16 protein-coding genes are annotated in these 18,584 nt (G+C 43.6%); 10 read left to right on the forward strand and 6 right to left on the reverse strand.

What is annotated here, in order from left to right:
* The first annotated feature begins 108 nt into the window (after positions 1 to 108).
* Entirely contained in the window at positions 109 to 507 is a 399-nt protein-coding gene (locus IEE84_RS05850) for a DUF4377 domain-containing protein (RefSeq protein ID WP_191115200.1), read from the forward strand.
* Between the two features lie 126 nt (positions 508 to 633).
* On the opposite strand, the gene IEE84_RS05855 is transcribed toward IEE84_RS05850, so the two are convergent.
* On the reverse strand, positions 634 to 2,070 hold the full coding sequence (locus tag IEE84_RS05855) for an L-serine ammonia-lyase (protein WP_191115387.1): 1,437 nt from the start codon (positions 2,068 to 2,070) through the stop codon (positions 634 to 636).
* Between the two features lie 583 nt (positions 2,071 to 2,653).
* Between IEE84_RS05855 and IEE84_RS05860 the strand changes: the two genes are divergently transcribed.
* Positions 2,654 to 4,078, forward strand: coding sequence for a solute carrier family 23 protein (locus IEE84_RS05860; RefSeq protein ID WP_191115201.1), 1,425 nt, complete (start codon positions 2,654 to 2,656; stop codon positions 4,076 to 4,078).
* A 145-nt stretch (positions 4,079 to 4,223) separates the two neighbouring features.
* Here the strand turns inward: IEE84_RS05860 and IEE84_RS05865 are convergent, their stop codons facing one another.
* Positions 4,224 to 5,156: a DMT family transporter gene (locus IEE84_RS05865; RefSeq protein ID WP_191115202.1), complete on the reverse strand. Its 933-nt coding sequence runs from the start codon at positions 5,154 to 5,156 to the stop codon at positions 4,224 to 4,226.
* A 481-nt stretch (positions 5,157 to 5,637) separates the two neighbouring features.
* Between IEE84_RS05865 and IEE84_RS05870 the strand changes: the two genes are divergently transcribed.
* The gene (locus tag IEE84_RS05870; RefSeq protein ID WP_191115203.1) at positions 5,638 to 6,660 is read left to right on the forward strand and encodes a WG repeat-containing protein; all 1,023 of its coding nucleotides are present in this window, start codon (positions 5,638 to 5,640) and stop codon (positions 6,658 to 6,660) included.
* A 270-nt stretch (positions 6,661 to 6,930) separates the two neighbouring features.
* Here the strand turns inward: IEE84_RS05870 and IEE84_RS05875 are convergent, their stop codons facing one another.
* Together IEE84_RS05875 and IEE84_RS05880 are read right to left on the reverse strand one after the other, a co-directional pair.
* Positions 6,931 to 7,980 carry an alpha/beta fold hydrolase gene (locus IEE84_RS05875; protein ID WP_191115204.1) on the reverse strand — a complete coding sequence of 350 codons (1,050 nt, stop codon included), beginning with the start codon at positions 7,978 to 7,980 and terminating at the stop codon, positions 6,931 to 6,933.
* 27 nt (positions 7,981 to 8,007) lie between these two features.
* The gene (locus IEE84_RS05880) at positions 8,008 to 8,172 is read right to left on the reverse strand and encodes a rubredoxin (protein WP_057759803.1); all 165 of its coding nucleotides are present in this window, start codon (positions 8,170 to 8,172) and stop codon (positions 8,008 to 8,010) included.
* Between the two features lie 392 nt (positions 8,173 to 8,564).
* Between IEE84_RS05880 and IEE84_RS05885 the strand changes: the two genes are divergently transcribed.
* Positions 8,565 to 9,131, forward strand: a complete 567-nt coding sequence (locus IEE84_RS05885; RefSeq protein WP_101204455.1) for an adenine phosphoribosyltransferase — start codon at positions 8,565 to 8,567, stop codon at positions 9,129 to 9,131.
* Positions 9,132 to 9,282: 151 nt separating this feature from the next.
* On the opposite strand, the gene IEE84_RS05890 is transcribed toward IEE84_RS05885, so the two are convergent.
* Complete coding sequence (locus IEE84_RS05890; protein WP_191115205.1) at positions 9,283 to 9,750, reverse strand: hypothetical protein; 468 nt, start codon at positions 9,748 to 9,750, stop codon at positions 9,283 to 9,285.
* Positions 9,751 to 9,860: 110 nt separating this feature from the next.
* Entirely contained in the window at positions 9,861 to 10,805 is a 945-nt protein-coding gene (locus tag IEE84_RS05895; RefSeq protein WP_102092478.1) for a transaldolase, read from the reverse strand.
* 475 nt (positions 10,806 to 11,280) lie between these two features.
* On the opposite strand from IEE84_RS05895, the gene pheA reads away from it, so the two are divergent.
* The 6 genes from pheA to IEE84_RS05925 all read left to right on the forward strand — a co-directional run bounded on the left by pheA (position 11,281) and on the right by IEE84_RS05925 (position 18,304).
* Positions 11,281 to 12,453, forward strand: coding sequence for a prephenate dehydratase (pheA, locus tag IEE84_RS05900; RefSeq protein ID WP_102092477.1), 1,173 nt, complete (start codon positions 11,281 to 11,283; stop codon positions 12,451 to 12,453).
* Between the two features lie 103 nt (positions 12,454 to 12,556).
* Positions 12,557 to 13,699: a histidinol-phosphate transaminase gene (hisC, locus tag IEE84_RS05905; protein WP_191115206.1), complete on the forward strand. Its 1,143-nt coding sequence runs from the start codon at positions 12,557 to 12,559 to the stop codon at positions 13,697 to 13,699.
* Positions 13,700 to 13,809: 110 nt separating this feature from the next.
* A complete protein-coding gene (locus IEE84_RS05910) occupies positions 13,810 to 16,143 on the forward strand; it encodes a bifunctional prephenate dehydrogenase/3-phosphoshikimate 1-carboxyvinyltransferase (RefSeq protein ID WP_191115207.1) in 2,334 nt (777 codons plus the stop codon).
* Positions 16,144 to 16,338: 195 nt separating this feature from the next.
* Positions 16,339 to 17,301, forward strand: coding sequence for an EamA family transporter RarD (gene rarD / locus IEE84_RS05915; protein ID WP_191115208.1), 963 nt, complete (start codon positions 16,339 to 16,341; stop codon positions 17,299 to 17,301).
* 42 nt (positions 17,302 to 17,343) lie between these two features.
* Complete coding sequence (folB, locus tag IEE84_RS05920) at positions 17,344 to 17,781, forward strand: dihydroneopterin aldolase (RefSeq protein ID WP_191115209.1); 438 nt, start codon at positions 17,344 to 17,346, stop codon at positions 17,779 to 17,781.
* On the forward strand, positions 17,702 to 18,304 hold the full coding sequence (locus tag IEE84_RS05925) for a 2-amino-4-hydroxy-6-hydroxymethyldihydropteridine diphosphokinase (protein WP_224737922.1): 603 nt from the start codon (positions 17,702 to 17,704) through the stop codon (positions 18,302 to 18,304). The genes folB and IEE84_RS05925 overlap by 80 nt, the downstream gene beginning before the upstream one ends.
* Positions 18,305 to 18,584 lie beyond the last annotated feature (280 nt).

Consider the following 18,584-nt stretch of genomic DNA (forward strand, 5'->3'; position numbering starts at 1 on the left):
TAGCAATGGGTAACAATGAGTAACAATGAATTATTAGCTAAGCCAATAAATGAGCCAGTAACTAAGCTATCAATAAAGAATTAATAACAATTATCTGAGGATTGAATAATGAAGAAATTAGCACTTGCAGCATTGATGACGACTTTTGCCCTTTCTGGTTGCTCTACGATGAGCATGGACAATGAGCGCACGATGGTTGTTGAAGGACAACCTATGAATGTAAAAGTAGTAAATATCCCAAGTTTTGAAGTAGAGATCGCACCGCGTAAAGCAGTATGTGACTTGACTGCTACTGATGGCAGCATGGTTGAATCACAGTGCTTGCAGTATCGTCAGACCTATCAGAAAAACTACACCACGCTAAATGGTAATATTCAAGGCTTTACCTATGAGCCGAACTATCGTTATGTCCTAGATGTACGCCAAGAAGCAGTAACAGCAGAAGGCTCAAATGTCGTGCAGCCAGTTTGGATTCTAAACGAAATGGTATCAAAAACTGCTGAATAATATTGATAGCAATATATAGACGATAAACCAGTTACAAAAGCAGTTATCCATGACAAAAAGGCCTCTAACGAATTAGAGGCCTTTTTACGTGTTTATTGTTAGTAAATTATTTTTCGAGAAGTCAAATTAGCATTGACTGTAATTGACACTAACGCCGCGCGTTGCTGTAGGGATTCTATTATCAGCATAAACCGCCAGGCCGCCTCGTGCCGTCTCTTTATATTTATCAGACATATCGGCACCTGTTTGCTTCATCGTCTCTATCGCTTTATCTAAAGAGACGAAGTGCTGACCATTACCTCTGCAGGCTAGACGTGCTGCATTGATTGCCTTGACTGCGCCCATCGCATTACGCTCGATACAAGGCACTTGTACCAAGCCGCCAATAGGATCACAAGTAAGGCCTAGATTGTGCTCAATACCAATCTCTGCCGCATTTAAACATTTGGCTGGCGTGCCATTCATGATTTCTGCCAGTGCAGAGCCTGCCATTGCACACGCAGAACCAACCTCACCTTGGCAACCGACTTCAGCACCAGAGATTGAAGCATTTTGCTTGATAAGGCTACCGATAGCAGTGGCGTTTAGCAAAAACTTACGAACACCATCTTGGCTATAGTTGGGCAAAAAGTCACGATAGTAATGCAGGACGGCAGGAATGATACCTGCTGCGCCATTGGTTGGCGCTGTGACTACTTTGCCGCCATTGGCGTTTTCTTCGTTAACGGCGAGCGCGTACAAATCGACCCAGTCCATAGCGGCTAACTTATCGGTCTTGGTGATAGGTTGGTCTTTTTCAGCGCACAGCTGTGTATGCAAGTCTTGAGCACGGCGTTTTACATCTAATCCGCCCGGCAAGATGCCGCCATTTTCACAGCCTTGTTTGACGCAGTCTTGCATCACTTCCCAAATACTATCTAGATAAGCAAAGATTTCTTCTCTAACATGGAAGTGACATTCGTTTGCTAGTACCAATTCGCTGATGCTCAAGTCATGCTCACGACATTGCTCTAGTAGCTCTGCTGCGTTATTGAACGGGTAGGGAACTCTATCGATGGTCGGGCTGGCATGATCTTCGTCTGGGTTAGTTGCATCTTCTTCATTAATCACAAAACCGCCACCGACTGAATAGTACGTCTGCTGATAGCGAACGCCTTCAGTTGAGATAGCGCGTAGCGTCAATGCATTAGGGTGATAAGGCAGCACAGTATCATCATACCAGTAGATATCTTGCTCTGTATCAAAAGCAATCGTATGCGTGCCTGATACATTGAGAATTTTGTTAGAGAAGATAGGAGATAGGTAGCTACTGGTCATGCGTGTGTCTATCGTGCTAGGCGTGTGCCCAAGTAGGCCTAGTAAAATAGCGGTATCTGTTGCATGACCTTTTCCGGTCGCCGCCAAAGAGCCATACAGTTCAATCTCAATGGTCTTAACTGCAGTCAGTTCCATCTGCTCAGTTAGCGAGGTCAAAAATAAGTTTGCAGCGACCATCGGTCCGACTGTATGCGAACTGGATGGGCCGATGCCGATTTTAAATAAATCAAAAACACTGATCATAATAAGTCACCAAAAATTTTAAGCGCTTTAGCCTATTTTATCTATGGCATTGAGCGCTTTTGTGAAAAATATAATAGACAGCCATCGCTCCTAGTCACCATTGATAGGTGGGCGCGAGACACTATTTATGAAGGTTATAAGGTAAATGAGCACTGAGGGCAGTTGAATAATAACTTTTATTTATTTTGAAACTCCGTTATCATGCTCGCAGTCAACAACTATGTAACATCCTGTAAGTTGGTTATCATCGTAAAATAAGACAGATTAAAAAAGACTAAATTTTTTAGTCAGACACATCCGTATTCATACATCTAGCAAGATATGGCTATCATACCAAATAATACTTTTGGTTTGTCATATTACAACATAAATGAATGAATTGGGATGACATATTATAGATAGAAAGACTTAACGTTCTGCTATTTATACAAGCCCTTAGAAATATGTCCATTTATTAATATTCTTATTTTATCAGTTATTCAAGGGCGTATTGAACATTCACAAATAGTCTCTGTCAGTGCCATGGTCGAATATTCAACACGCCCCAGCCTATTACTTTAGCTTAGCTCACATAGGACAAGCGCGCATGCCATCTCAAAAAGACCCTTCATCAGCGTCAGACAATAGCGCTCAAGATCTATCGACTCAAAATGCCTTGGATTCTGCAGGCATTGATTCAGCCGCTATCAATTACCCGCACAATCCAGATTTTGAAAATGGCCGTTGGTTTCCGACATGGCGTCCTTATAAGGGCGACTTAGATCGTGATCCAGTCGGTATCAACGACTATTTACCTCCGTCAAAAAGCGTATTGCTCGGTATACAGCATACATTTGCGATGTTTGGTGCAACCGTGCTTGCGCCTTTATTGATGGGGTTTGATCCTAACTTAGCCATCTTGATGTCTGGTATCTGTACGGTAATGTTCTTTATGATTACCGGTGGGCGCATGCCGAGCTACTTGGGATCAAGCTTTGCTTTTATCGGTCCAGTCATCGCGGTGACCGCTTATGCAGGCGCAGGGTTCAATGACAATCTAAATGTTGCGCTAGGCGGTATTATGGCTTGCGGTATTATTTACGCATTGATTGGTCTGCTAGTGATGAAGACGGGTACAGGTTGGATTGAGCGCTTGATGCCACCTATCGTGACGGGTGCGATTGTCATGATTATCGGTCTTAACTTGGCGCCAGTGACCATTCAAGGCGTGTCTGCCAATCAGTTTGATGCTTGGATGGCTACCTTGACCGTATTGCTCATTAGTGGTGTGGCAGTATTTACTCGCGGTATGTTGCGACGTCTGTTGTTACTCGTCGGTCTGGTTCTGTCGTACGTTGCTTATTTTGTCATGACCAATATTCTAGGTTTTGGTACTGCGATTGATTTTAGTACAGTAGCTGCCGCTTCATGGTTCGGACTACCAAGCATTCATACGCCGCGCTTTGAGATGAGCGCTATTATTCTAATTGCACCTGTGGCCTTTATTTTGGTGGCTGAAAATCTAGGTCATTTTAAGGCCGTAGAGGGCATGACCAAGGCTCGTGTGACCCCTTATATGGGCCGAGCATTTTTGGCCGACGGTTTAGCCACGACTTTTTCGGCAGGATTTGGTGGTACAGGTGTTACTACTTACGCTGAAAACATTGGAGTCATGGCGGTTACCAAAGTGTATAGCACGACGATATTTGTCGTAGCAGGCTTGGTTGCTATCATATTGGGACTGTCACCAAAGTTTGGTGCGATCATTCAGACCATTCCAGCGGCTCTATTGGGCGGTGCTTCTATTGTTGTCTTTGGTCTTATTACGGTTGCTGGGATAAAGATCTGGATCGATAGCCATATTGATTTTAGTAAAAACAGCAACCTAATCATCGCGGCAGTGACGGTCATTATGGGTACTGGTAACTTTAGCTTGCACTTAGGTGGCTTTGATTTAGGCGGTATCGGTACTGCTACTTTAGCCGCTATCGTGTTAAATGCTTTGTTTAACCAAAGTTCTGAAGCGAAATAAGTAATACTGATGAGATTGAAGTCGGCGCCTGTCGGATAAAGATAGTCAAAGTATATCTCATCTAACAAAAAGCGCCCATACTATCGATAGTATGGGCGCTTTTTTGTATGGCAGTGTTGAGCAACAGTATTGAAAAAAATTAATATTACTTATAGTCACGTTTATAAAATCTTGAAAAAAACCGATAGCGTCGAAGGGCGCGTGGCTTTGGCTTCAATGAGCCTAAGTAAATAGCAAACATTGTTAATAGTGCGCCACTCCACTGTAAAGTGTTAATCGGCTTGTCCAGCCAGCTATAGTCAATGACAAGGGCTGCAATAGGTTCAGTCAACAATAACAGTCCAGTCAGTGCTAGAGATAGCTTAGGAATAGAGTAGGCAATCAATCCCCATGCCAAGCACTGCATCACCGTACCATAAATAAGCACCCAGCCAATCTCAGACCATGTATTGGGCAGGATATTGCCTGTGTCAAATACAAACATCGGTATAATCATGGCTAAGACGCCGCCAATACTAATCAGTTGCATTAGCATAAATATAGGTGTCGGTTCAGTGTCGTGCGTTTTTCGGATAAAGGTCATTGACGCTGCTAACATGGCACCCGATACAATACCAGTGACAAAACCCCAAGTCGCAGCGGTGTTGTGTGCGAATTCAGGGCTACCTATCATCGCCACGCCTATCATGGCTAAGAACAAACTAATAAGCTGCACGATAGACTGACGCTCATTGAAATACAAAAACCCAATCGCGGCCAAGAAAAATATTTGCAGACTATTAAGCAGCGTCGAAATACCAGGCCCAACCGCATAAATACTCTCATGCCACAGCGCCAAATCCAATCCTAAAAACGCCCCTGATAGTAGCGCATAAAACATGGCCCGTCTTGATTTGGGCATACGTTGGCCCATTAGCTTAGCCAATACCGCAAATACAATACCAGAAACAGCCAATCGCCAAAACGACATGGCCCAACCACCAATATCGACATGAGCGACAATTAAGCTGCCCAATCCAAAAATGATACAACCAATGACTAAGCCAATAGGTGCAGATCGCGTTGAAGCAATAGCCATAATTTGTCCTTATAACAGTATTTGAATAACAGCATTTTGAATAACAGTACTCTTATTATCATTGCATCACGTCAGAACTTATGTTGACATAAAGCCATATTGTCGTGGTTTTAAACGCAAAATGAAATGGCAAAACCATAATTTATTACGGTGAATAAAAATACTCTCGCTGTGCGGAAAATTATTGGGCACGTTAGACACAAATAAATAATCAAAGTATTTGATATAGCTGCGTTTTTCGCAATAGACTTATGACAGTTGGGTAATAGTACTTATATCAAAATATTTGTATCAGGGCGACGATTCGTGGGAGTATGAAAGAGCATAATGTATACAAGTGATATCTTTGTAGGGATGGTATGTGTGTAGCACTTTAAGCGACATTAACGCGGCAACACATGTATAGTAGATTGACGATATAATGTACTTAACGTCTGATTGGTTATACCAAACAATCTATATTATTTGTCTAGGTTTATTTATGCTTCAACGATTGCTATCAAAAAAACAGCCACATATATTGTCTGGCTTGCTACCAAAAATATCGCAATACAGTGTCGTCGTGACGATGCTATCTAGCGCATTGTTTTTGATGCCTAGCGCACATGCCGCCAGCTGTAAAATCCCAAAAAGCTATTACAAAAACGTCTCCTGCACGGCCAGTAGCAGTTACTTTTTGGCGATAAAAGACTTTGGTGCGCCAGTGGCTTTAATCGATAAAAAAGGCAAACGAGTCGTTGATTTATCACGTTATCAAAAAGTCGATGCCGATAAACTATCAGACGGTCTGTTGCCTGTACTGCGCAACAGTCGCGTCGGTTATCTCAATATGCAGGGCCGCGAAGTCGTGCCTGCCATGTACGATATATTGACAGAGAGTCAAGGTTGGGCGAGGCCTGTATCGGATGGGCGTATCGTGGTAAAAAAAGAGGGTAACTATGGTGTGATTAACACAGCCAATAGTACCGTTGTCTCGTTTTCTGCAGCGATTGATGATATTGATAATTATCGTAATGGAGTGGCGCGTGTACGCAAAGGCCGTGCAACCACTTGGGTGGATAAAAACGGTAATGCAGCGAATGATCCAAATGCCCAGAATGACACTCAGGCAGTAAATAAATCTACTTCTTCTAACGAAAAAACTAGCACAGCATCACAGTCTGTACCAGCGCGTTTTACGACGCTCCAATCGCGTCAGCAAGATGGCAAATGGGGTTTCGTCGATGACAATAATGTCACCATGATTACGTACTCATTTGACGAAGTGCGTCCGTTCTCTGAGGAATATGCTGGGGTGCGTATCGGTGAAGAGTGGGGTTTTGTCAATTTAGGCGGTGAGCTGGTGATCCCTTTTCGCTTTGCTAATAATGGTGTGAACGCTAACGATAGCTATCAGGGCAAACCATCCTTTGTATTTACAGGTGGTAAGGCGTGGATTGGCAACCTAAAGAATGGAAATAAAATGTGTATAGATAAGGAGGGTACTGGCGTTGCTTGTGATTGATGCAGTTACTAGGGCGTGTCCTCATTTTAAAAATGATGATAAAAATGAGATAAATCGCAGTCAAACAAGGAAAATAGCGCAGATAATATCGAGATATTAGTCAGCTATTTGACGCCATTTGGCAAGATTTAGCCATTTTTAACCCATTTAGATAACTATCGATTGAATTGAGGACACGCCCTAGGATTAAATAGACAATAAAAAAGAGTGTAAAACCTGTGAGTTAGCGATAGGTTTTACACTCTTTTTTTGACGCTGATGTGTTTAAAGCTAGTTGCTCGATAAATGATTGCTGATTAGATCGACCATATAAGGCTGATAATACTCTGGAATATCGTGTGCCATGCCTTCGATTAGATGGAACGTGGCATTGGGAATGGTCTTGGCAACGACTCGGCCTTGTGATGCAGGAATTAAGCCATCAGCGCTGCCATGCAGTACGATAGTGGGTGCTTTGACTTGCTTGCTAAATCGACTGATAGAGCCTGATGCCAAGATAGCATTGAGCTGCTGCACCGTACCAAGCGGATGAAAATTGCGTTGATAGCGAATTTTGGCAATTTCACGCACCATACGCACATTGACATGACCAGGTGTGCCAACGGTCTTCATAAACCACACGCTGTGACGCACGATATCACGCTCAGAATGACTCTCTGGACGATTGATAAGGGTGTATAGCTGTTTGGGCTTTGGCGGCTTCAAAAATGCACGATTGGTCGTGGTAAACATAAGCGCCATTCGCTGCACCAAACTTGGATAACGTGCGGCCACGATTTGTGCAATCATACCGCCCATTGATGCCCCAAGCAGATGGGTTTTACCCAGCTTGAGTGCTTTAATCAAGCGTACGGTGTCTTCGGCCATGTCCGTCAAGTTATAAGCAACCTGCGTGCTCTTATTAGACAGACCAGTCTGTAGACGTACCATCATCTTGAGCTGGCTGATACGCGGTAAGCCCTCTATCTGTACTTTAGAGGACAAACCAATATCACGATTATCAAAACGAATCACAAAAAAACCAGCATCGATAAAGCGCTTAATAAAATTGTCTGGCCAAAATATCATTTGTGAGCCTAGCCCCATGATCATCAGCAGCGGCGGATTGTTGGGATTACCGCCAGCTTCGACACACAACTCAATACCATCACCGATGTCAATCATTGCTTGACGAAGGTGCTTACTCAAGTCAGAGTCGCGCCATTGATGCTCCCCAAACTTGCGCCACTCAGGAGTAGGGTAGTTATTCAGATGATCTTCTAGATGGTTATCTAGCGTTTCAGGCAATTTGGCACTATTGATGTCATTTGATTTTGTCATGAAGTGTCCTAATTAGAGGGTCGTCTACTACAGCTCAAGCATCTCAAAATCAAGCTTGCCGACACCGCACTCAGGGCAAGTCCAGTCATCAGGGATGTCTTCCCACTTAGTACCAGGTGCGATACCTTCTTCTGGGCAGCCAAGCGCCTCATCATATATCCAGCCGCAGACAATACATTCATAACGTTTCATAAATAGTCCTATCGATCATTACCAGTATTACAGTTACAGCGTGCTATAAACGCTCATTTTTAATATTACAGCTATTATATTAGACTGCAAAAACGCACGTAGTTTAGCATATAACCGCAATTTTCATAGTTAAGTTTACACTTGTATATTGAGATGACTTTTCTTTTATCAAGTCAATCACATACGTTACCTTATTAGCGCTTAATAACAAGACTGGACGCCAGCCCGCCATACGAAAACCAATTATGCTATAATAATCGCCGCTAAATTCACAGTAATGCTTAGCATTTATCGCTGATATATCATCCAGTTGTTGTCTTATCTAAACTAACTAAACTAACTAAACTAACTAAACTAACTAAACCATCTAAATACATAAGCTAAGGGTCATCATGAGTACCAATGCCGCCGCCACATCCGCCACCAACAATGAGACGTCACATATGCTCAATACTGACCATCCGTTTTGGCAGATTATTCGCACAGTACCAGACTTTCCAAAAGCTGGCATTGATTTTTATGACATTACCCCGTTACTGCGCAGTCATATTGACGCTGTCATTGACGCGCTACTTGCTGCATTGCCAGAAGGGCTTATGGACGAGGTAGATTGTCTGGGTGCGGTAGAAGCGCGCGGTTTTGTATTTGCCAGTATGTTAGCAGGTCGTCTGGGCAAAGGCATGATCTTGCTACGTAAACCAGGTAAGCTGCCGCCGCCAGTTGCCAACAAAGCCTATGCACTGGAGTATGGTAAAGACACGCTTGAGATGCAAAATAATCTACCGCCTGAGCGTGTACTATTGGTCGATGATATCTTAGCGACTGGTGGTACGTTGACCACCGCTTACGAGCTGTGTCAATCAGCTGACCATACTGTGGTCGGTGCGTTAGTGTTATTGGACTTGGTCGACTTGCATGGCGAGTTCCCAGTACCTGTTTATACGGTACTAAAAGCTTAAAATGAATAGCTATGTTTTTGACTATTAGACATGTCGTATTGTCGATATAGTTAAACGATTCTCCAAATAATAAAGCGCCCTGATACTATGTCAGGGCGCTTTTTTTAATACTGTATTGATGTTTTTTAGTACTGTGTTGAGTAGGCTATATTCATTGCTCTTCGTTTTGTTCGTAGTCCTTACAAGACTGCTCTATCACCGTACGACCGACTGTCTTTGGAGTGGTGACTTTAAAGTCTTTTGTGGTCAATATTGGTTTTTCTGACTGCCATGACTTGGTTACTTTGCCTTCAGCATCATAGTTAACAAAGGCTCGTCTATAGTAACTGGCGTCTTTGCATGAAATGAGTAGTTGCTGCTCACTATGGTCAATATTGCTTTTTTCTTCCTGCGAGTCATCTGTATCGGCATCTTTGTCTTTAGGATAGGTTCTAAGGATAGATACCGTGATATTTTCGACATCTTTTTCATCTATGATACTGATGTCAGAGCTTTCAATAGAATCCAAATCTATACTAAAAATTGATCCAGAGCTGCTCTCGGACACCTCTACCCAGTTGACTGCCTGGGCGCTGATCGCTAAAGCACTGCCTGCCAATAATATTGATAGCCGTTTCATATAAGCCTTGCTTCTTGTCATTTGAAGTAGGTAATGATAGCCAACTTACTATTAGTAGGCAAATATCTTTTGTGCCAGCCCAGTATCCGTCGTGCTCTGTCGTGTGGCTATTATTGTCCGCGAATGGCTGCTAATGTCTTAGCCAGCTCGTCACGCGCTCCGATAAAACCATCAATACCCTTAGGTAACAAGTCCTGCGTAACCTTGTCTTGCTGATATGCAGCACTAAACTCTTCATGCGTTAAGCTTACTTGAGTCATCGCTTTCATATCCATCGACATACTCGGAGACAGTTGGCGAGTTACCTCGGTATCCATGGCTGCCAATTCATCAATGAGATTGGGAGCTATAGTCAACAAGTCACAACCTGCCAATGCCAAAATTTGCTCGGTAGAGCGGAAACTGGCGCCCATTACTTGCGTCTCGTAACCGTGCTGTTTGTAATACTGGTAAATGAGCTTGACTGACTGTACGCCCATGTCATCAGAAGCCGGTACGTTTTGACGGCTTTGTTGGCGTTTTTGCCAATCTAGAATACGGCCAACGAAAGGTGATATCAGGGTCACGCCAGCATCTGCACAGGCAATCGCTTGGTGTTGTCCAAATAGTAAGGTCAGGTTGCAGTGAATATTTTGAGTCTCAAGATAGCGCGCCGCCTCAATACCTTGCCAAGTTGCTGCCATTTTGATCAATACTCGCTCTGAATCGACGCCCGCTTTTTGGTAAGCATCCATAAAGGCCAGTGCCTTATCTATCGTCGCTTGAGTATCGTAAGATAAGCGAGCATCCACTTCGGTAGAGACTCGGCCTTCGATCAGCTCTAAAATATCGCAGCCAACCTGAATGGTCAGCGCATCGATCACGGCATCCACGTCACCATTGTGACGACTCATGGTCTCTGACAACATACCTTGGTTGTCAGGATGAATCAGAGCCTTGGTAATAAGGCTTGGGTTGGTGGTTGCATCGATAGGTTTTAAACGGGCAATAGCGGCAAGGTCACCAGTATCAGCAACAATTGTGGTCATAGTGCGTAGCTGTTGTAATGCGCTCATCAGGTATCCTTTTTCTTATTAATCACATGATGCTCCTCTTATATATAGCGGGGTAGGGAGCTGAACTGGAACTGTAACACAGTTTTGGGCAGGTGTTGCTTCATAGTTATGCTATGCATCGCTGTTATCTGGCTCAGCTGTGCTAATATTAATAACAGTTGGTATATTTATACGCATTTACGCATGGGCACTGACCTTAGTTTTTGCTATAGTAGAGCCGGCTATGTATCAAGCTGCTGTATTTGGCAGTAAATATAGTATTAACGCCAAATGGCACTAGCAATATAAGGTGTTTTTGATAGACTGTTTTGAGGTTGATTTTGAATATAGTTTCTATCATCAGTCTTAGTCTTTAACTAAAAACAGAAAACAGTCAGATTTGGCAATAGAGCTACCCTACGTAATAAAATGTAATAGCAATATTTAAATAATAGTAATATCTAACAGCGATAAAATCTAAAAAGGATGGGCGGTAATGAGCGAGCAGTCACCAGAGCAAACAATGGATAATCTAAATCAAACCACTACAGGCGCTAGCGATACCGCAACTGAAAAAGAGTTTTTAGACAATATTCGCCAAAATATTGACGCAGTAGACTGTGAGATCCAAACGTTAATCAATAACCGTGCAAAGCTGGCTCAGCAAGTAGCCATGGTAAAGAAAAATCATACCGCTGCTGATGACAATAGCAATCCTATCTTTTACCGCCCTGAGCGTGAAGCACAGGTATTAAAAGCTGTCATGGAGCGTAATGCAGGTCCAATCGCTGATGAAAAAATGGCGCGCTTGTTCCGTGAAATCATGTCAGTATGCTTGGATTTAGAAGCGCCGCAGCGTATTGCCTTCTTGGGCCCTGTCGGTACCTTCACGCATGCCGCTGCGCTCAAGCACTTTGGTAAAGCAGCTGATACCGTACCGATGACAACCATTACCGATGTGTTCCGCGAAGTCGAAGCAGGTACAGCGATGTATGGCGTGGTCCCTGTCGAAAACTCTTCAGAAGGCGTGGTCAACCATACTCTAGATGGTTTCTTGTCTTCTACTTTGAAGATCATTGGCGAAGTTGAATTGCCAATTCATCAAAACTTCTTGGTTGCTGAGCATACCAAGATTGATGGTTTGAGCCGTATTTATTCGCACCAGCAGTCGCTTGCTCAGTGCCGTCATTGGCTAGATGTAAACTTCCCTAATGTCGAACGCGTTGCTGTATCAAGCAATGGTGAAGCCGCTCGCCGCCTTAAAAACGAATGGCATTCAGCTGCGATTGCAGGTGACGTCGCTGTTGCAGAGTACGGTTTGCATAAGCTCTACTCAAATATCGAAGACAATCCAAGTAACACCACACGCTTCCTTATTATCGGTCATGAAGCGATTGCACCATCTGGTCAAGACAAAACCTCTATCGTCGTCTCAGCCCATGATAAAGCAGGCGCACTGATCGAAATCTTGAAACCTTTGTCATATCATGGCGTATCGATGACGAGTATTGAGACGCGTCCTGAGCGTCCTAACAAATGGGCATACGTATTCTTTATCGATATGAATGGTCATGTTAATGATCCAAACGTTAGCGCTGCCATCAATGATATTCGTCCATTGGTCAAAGATTTGCGCATATTAGGCTCATATCCAAAAGCTGTCCTATAGACAACTATAGGCTTACTCACTGGTGTTCATACATAATAGATGGGTCTTAGCTTTTAGAGATAGCATTAAAAAAGCATTTACAGACACCATCTAAGGATAAATCATGCAGACTACTCAATTGACCGCGTCAGATCTATCGCCGTTAACGCCAGCTTACGACAGTATTTTGGCATTGGCACCTTATCAAACCGGTAAGCCAATTGAGGAGCTGACACGTGAGTATGGTGTTTCAGACGTGGTCAAGCTGGCTAGCAATGAGAATCCAATGGGATGCTCACCACGAGTGACGCTAGCAGTGACTGAGCAGCTAGGGCAGTTGTCACGTTATCCTGATGGCAATGGTTACTATCTAAAGCAAGCGCTGGCTGACTTTAACGATGTCAATGCCAATCAAATTACCTTAGGTAATGGCTCTGATGATTTGCTCGACATTTTAGCACGCAGCTTTGTGGGTGCTGATGATGCCATCGTCTATAGCCAGTATGCTTTTGTGGTATATCCTATGCTAGCGAAGATGCAAGGTGCCACGGGCATTGAAGTGCCTGCTCAACGCTTCGGCCATAATCTAAAAGCCATGAGCCAAGCGGTTCAAGACAATCCGAATACCAAAATTGTCTTTATTGCCAATCCGAACAATCCAACGGGTACGCAGCTAGAGCAAAAAGAGCTACACCAGTTCGTTGCCAGTGTACCAAGCTCAGTCTTGGTGGTACTAGATGAAGCTTATATCGAGTATAGTCCTGAGAGTAACAACCGCGCATTATTGGATGAGTTCGATAATGTCATTATTGTGCGTACTTTTTCTAAAGCTTATGGGCTAGCAGGTTTACGCGTCGGTTATGCTCTAAGCTCGGTGGCAGTGGCGAATTTACTAAACCGAATTCGTCAGCCATTTAACGTCAGCCGTGTTGGTTTAGCTGCCGCTGCTGCTGCACTTGCCGATCAAGACTTTATCGAAAAAACTCGTCTGATAAATGATGAGCAAATGCGTTGGTTAGAAAAGCAGTTTGACGCGCTAGGGCTGGGTTTTGTGAAGTCGCATGCCAATTTTATTATGGTCGAAGTGCAGGTTGAGATGGAAGATATAACTGCTGCTTCTATCCATCAGGCACTACTTGAACAAGGCGTTATTGTCCGTCCGTTGGATGCTTATGGATTGCCTAACTGGTTGCGTATCACAGTAGGTGTGGCTGAAGATAATCTGCGTTTGATTGATACTTTGCGTTCTATTTTGACTGAAGACTAAGCGCATCTATTAATATTTTTTAACTTAAAAACTGTGCTTAATTAGCCATTAAAATTTATAACACTAAGATTTTCCTTATCTATGTCTTAGTGTGTTCAACGAGAAAAGCCGTGAGTAGTCAGAAAAATAATAAACTTCAATCGTCTCTAAATACTACGCCACCTATATTTAAACAAGTTTGTGTGATTGGACTTGGGCTGATTGGTGCCAGTTTTGCGCAAGCTATTAAAGATAATGGCTTAAGCGCGCGTTTGGTAGCAGTCGATAGACATGCGCCAAGTATTGCAGAAGCCATCGAGCATGGTCTGCTAGATGCAGGTAGTGCAAACTTACAGGACGTCATCGCTGGCAGTGATTTAATCATCATTGCAGTGCCAGTACAGGCAGTTCAAGCAGTGTTTGTTGATATCAAGCAAGCGATGGATAACGGACAGCTTACCAGTGACTGTATCATGACGGATGTCTGTAGTACTAAGGTCAATATCATTGATGCCGCTAAAGCAGTGTTCGGCTCGCTGCCGATAGGTCTAGTGCCAGCGCATCCAATTGCTGGGGCTGAAAATTCAGGGTATCATGCGCGCCGCGCCAGTTTATTTGTCAATCATAGCGTTATTATTTGCGAGCTACCGACAACCAGTGCAACTGCTATTGCAAAGTTGCGACTATTATGGGAATCAGTAGGCGCAAATGTCATGTCAATGGATGCTGAGCACCATGACCGCATATTAGCGCACACCAGCCATTTGCCACATTTGCTTGCCTTCAACTTGGTTGAGCAATTGGCAAGCCATGATGATAATTTAGATATGTTTCGTTATGCCGCTGGTGGGTTCCGCGATTTTACGCGTATCGCTGCCAGTGACCCTAAAATGTGGCATGATATATTTTTTGCCAACCAAAGCGCGATTGTCAGCGCACTTGATGAGTATGGTGTCTATTTACAGACAATGCGCCAGCTTATCATTGATCAAGATTCAACCGCCCTGATGGGACTTTTGGGCCGCGCGCAAGCCGCACGGCGACATTTCGGCCATATGTTAGCCAGCACCCCTTATACGGATACTTCTGCTATGTCAGCTTCTTATAATATTACCCCTAGCAATACTGTTTCTGGCACCATCGCGATTCCTGGTGACAAATCTATCTCGCATCGCAGCATTATGCTCGGCAGTCTTGCCACAGGCGTGACAAATGTGACTGGGTTTTTGGAAGGGGAAGATGCGCTAGCAACGCTGCAAGCATTCCGTGATATGGGTGTGACTATCGAAGGCCCTGACAATGGCAATTTGACCATTCATGGCGTCGGTATGAATGGTTTGAAACCTAGCAAAACCCCACTTTACATGGGTAACTCTGGCACCAGTATGCGTCTGCTATCTGGTATCTTGGCAGCGCAATCGTTTGATAGCGTGTTGACAGGTGATACTAGCTTGAATAAACGCCCAATGGAGCGCGTGGCGGCACCGCTACGGTCTATGGGAGCTGTGATTCAGAGTACTGGTCATAGTGGTACGGCGCCGCTGAGTATCACTGGTCGTGATACAGCTGGTAAGCCATTACAGGGCACTGAATATGATATGCCAGTCGCTTCAGCTCAGGTAAAGTCTTGCTTGCTACTAGCAGGTCTATGGGCCGAGGGTACGACAACGGTCACACAGCCTGAGATCAGCCGTGACCATACTGAGCGTATGCTATCGGCCTTTGGTTATCCGGTAACCGTAGAAGGCAATCGCATCAGTGTCACTGGCGGCGGCACACTAACAGGCGGCGATATCGCTGTTCCTGCTGATATCTCATCTGCAGCATTTTTTATGGTGGCAGCAGCCATCAGTCAAGACAGCGAGCTGACCTTGACCCAAGTAGGTATCAACCCTACACGTACTGGCGTCATTGATATTCTAAAATTAATGAATGCAGATATTAGCCTAAGCAATGAGACACATGTGGGCGGCGAGCCAGTTGCTGATATTACGATTCGCAGCTCAAATTTGGTCGGTATTGAGATACCAGAGCATCTCGTACCACTGGCGATTGATGAATTTCCTGTATTATTTATTGCGGCCAGCTGTGCCCAAGGTCGTACGGTATTGACTGGTGCCAAAGAGCTGCGTGTCAAAGAATCAGATCGTATCGCTGTGATGGCAGAAGGGCTACATACGCTTGGTATTGATTGTACTGTAACTGATGATGGTCTGATTATCGAAGGCAAAGGCGTTGCTACTGAAAGCGGTGAAGTCAACAATAGCCAGCCTGTCTTTGGTGGCGGTCATATTGTCTCGCATAATGATCATCGTATTGCAATGAGCTTCTCTGTTGCCAGTCTGCGTGCATCCAAGCAAATTACCATTGAAGGGGTTGAAACGGTTAATACCAGCTTCCCAGGATTTGCTGAACTTGCCAACCAAATTGGTATGTCTATCCAAGTGGATACTGGTGCTGAGTAAGTCGCTAAGCTACTATTAACTCTTAAAAATTTAATCTAACATCGTTAGCAATGTACTCATGTCACTATTGGCATGAGTACATTGCTTTTTACCTTATAATCTCACTGTAGTAACCCTGCGCTTTCACGATTCAATTGACAATAATAATTAGAATTAGGTGGGAGCGCGCTTTGCTCTAAAAAGTTGTCCTATATTATGACTACCCAAAATGTCATCAAAAAACCCGTTGCCCCGATAACCACAACCAGACGCGGCATTATTACTGCGCTGATCGCGTTCTTTATTTGGGGTGGATTTCCGTTATACTTCAAGCAGTTATCTGAATACGATGCCACTGAAATTATTGGCCATCGCATTATTTGGACATTTTTATGTTTGCTGGTGCTGCTGGTATTGACCAAGCGCTGGCAGTGGATTGACACCTTAAAGCAAAATCCAAGATGGATTGTATTCACCTTTTTGTCTGGTTTAATTATTGCGACCAACTGGCTGACCTATGTATGGGCGGTCAATCAAGACCGTATTCTTGAGGCCAGTTTGGGTTACTTTATCGGGCCATTGGTTGGCGTTGCGCTATCGATGATTTTATTCAAAGAGCGTTTGCGTCCTTTGCAATGGGTAGCCATTGGCTTTGCATTATTGTCTGTCGTCATTCAAGTGGTGATGCTTGGCAGTCTGCCGTGGATATCGTTGATTTTGGCATTTAGTTTCAGTACTTACGGGACTATTCAACGACAAACGCCATTGACTGCTGTTGATGCCATGTTTGTCGAGACCGCCATGCTAGTACCGTTATGTCTGTGGTGGTTTTGGCAGTCTGATGTGGCAAGTCATCAACTGAGCTTTTGGTTTAGCTCAAATATTTGGCTGCTTATGATCGCAGGTCCGATTACGCTAATACCGCTTTTATTATTCAATAAATCTACAAAGCTCGTTGCATACAGTATTCTGAGCTTTATGAACTATCTGACGCCGACCTTTATTTTCTTTTTGGCGGTGTTCTATTATAAAGAACCGTTCGATTTACAACGTTTGGCAGTATTTGGTTTGATTTGGTTAGGTCTGCTATTATTCAGCATTGACCTGTGGCGCCATCGTCCAAGTAAAGTGTTAAAAGCGGCGCGCCTACGTGAAGAAGCGCTAAAATCAGTTAAGTAAATATTAAAAACACGAAAAAAATTAGCAAACAAGGATGAAAGCATGTTTCATACTCAGTCTGACGTGGTATTTATAAAAGGTCTAAAAGTTGAGGCAGTAATTGGTGTTTATGACTGGGAGCGAGCCATTACTCAGCCATTACTCATTGATATTGCGCTTGAAACGGACATTAGCCGTGCTGCTGTATCAGATGATGTCAGCGATGCCTTGAGTTATAAAGAAGTCTGCGATGATGTGAGCGAGTGGTGCAAAGAGATTCAAGCAAAGCTACTTGAGCATTTGGCTGGTCAGATCTCTGATAAGATATTTGCAAAATATGACTGTCAAAAAATAACGTTGAGCATTGCTAAGCCTACCGCTATTGCCCAAGCTGATGCGGTAGGGGTGCAAATAACGCGCTATGCGCCAGCATCAACCAACGAGCCAGCTACTAAAGACGCTGCCAAAGAAGTTAACGTCAGCCAAGCTGATGATGCATAAAACGTCAGTGGATTTGAATTTGGCAACGTTCACACAATGCGCACCTGAGAGTGTGCAAGCACAGCCTGTGGTAGAGCTAGTGTTAGCGCTAGGTAGTAACTATCAAGCCGACAAGTATCTCCCGCTTGCTCGGCAGCGCTTGGCAGCGCTAGGTGAGGTGCGATTGTCTACGACTTTTCAAAATCCTGATTTTACCGCGACTATCCAATTACCAAAGCCTGACTATACCAATCAATGTGTCCATCTAACATTGACTACACCGATAAGCCTGCAGCAACTACAGCAAATTTTTAAAAACCTTGAAGGCGATTGTCATAGATGTCGACAGACTAAGCCAAATCAAGTACGGCGAGTGACGATGGATATTGATATTTTGATGATTAAATTGGCTACTATAGAAAATAGCCTAAGTAAAAAATTGACATCTAAACTAATGCATGATTGGATAGTAATGGCCGATCGTTATCCATTTAAAGCCCATGAGGAAGCGGGAGTCAGGGAATTAATTTTAACCAAGCTCTAATTTGGCTAGTAAGTGGCCGTATCTTAATCACAATTATATCTTTTCATCTAAAACTATCGCTATTCAGCATTCACTCTGCCTCATCCCATCATTTTCCTAGACAAAAATCTAATAAAAAACTATACAACTATGTAAGCAATTGTTAATATAAGTTACCGTTTTATTAACAAAAAACTACCACTAATGCAGATATTAATGAATTTTTCAAAGAAAAAACCAATCATGAGTTTAGCAATAATACATCATGATGTCTACTTTACCTGCCTGCGATAAATCCCCT

The organism is Psychrobacter sp. 28M-43 (assembly GCF_014770435.1).
GTDB lineage: Bacteria > Pseudomonadota > Gammaproteobacteria > Pseudomonadales > Moraxellaceae > Psychrobacter.

Excerpts from the sequence above, each read along its gene's own strand:
- IEE84_RS05885 (WP_101204455.1), top strand. The coding sequence starts at position 8,565 with ATGAGTACCAATGCCGCCGCCACATCCGCCACCAACAATGAGACGTCA.
- IEE84_RS05890 (WP_191115205.1), bottom strand. The coding sequence starts at position 9,750 with ATGAAACGGCTATCAATATTATTGGCAGGCAGTGCTTTAGCGATCAGC.
- IEE84_RS05865 (WP_191115202.1), bottom strand. The coding sequence starts at position 5,156 with ATGGCTATTGCTTCAACGCGATCTGCACCTATTGGCTTAGTCATTGGT.
- IEE84_RS05925 (WP_224737922.1), top strand. The coding sequence starts at position 17,702 with ATGCGCCAGCATCAACCAACGAGCCAGCTACTAAAGACGCTGCCAAAG.
- hisC (WP_191115206.1), top strand. The coding sequence starts at position 12,557 with ATGCAGACTACTCAATTGACCGCGTCAGATCTATCGCCGTTAACGCCA.
- IEE84_RS05895 (WP_102092478.1), bottom strand. The coding sequence starts at position 10,805 with ATGAGCGCATTACAACAGCTACGCACTATGACCACAATTGTTGCTGAT.
- pheA (WP_102092477.1), top strand. The coding sequence starts at position 11,281 with ATGAGCGAGCAGTCACCAGAGCAAACAATGGATAATCTAAATCAAACC.
- IEE84_RS05880 (WP_057759803.1), bottom strand. The coding sequence starts at position 8,172 with ATGAAACGTTATGAATGTATTGTCTGCGGCTGGATATATGATGAGGCG.
- IEE84_RS05870 (WP_191115203.1), top strand. The coding sequence starts at position 5,638 with ATGCTTCAACGATTGCTATCAAAAAAACAGCCACATATATTGTCTGGC.
- folB (WP_191115209.1), top strand. The coding sequence starts at position 17,344 with ATGTTTCATACTCAGTCTGACGTGGTATTTATAAAAGGTCTAAAAGTT.
- IEE84_RS05875 (WP_191115204.1), bottom strand. The coding sequence starts at position 7,980 with ATGACAAAATCAAATGACATCAATAGTGCCAAATTGCCTGAAACGCTA.
- IEE84_RS05850 (WP_191115200.1), top strand. The coding sequence starts at position 109 with ATGAAGAAATTAGCACTTGCAGCATTGATGACGACTTTTGCCCTTTCT.
- IEE84_RS05860 (WP_191115201.1), top strand. The coding sequence starts at position 2,654 with ATGCCATCTCAAAAAGACCCTTCATCAGCGTCAGACAATAGCGCTCAA.
- rarD (WP_191115208.1), top strand. The coding sequence starts at position 16,339 with ATGACTACCCAAAATGTCATCAAAAAACCCGTTGCCCCGATAACCACA.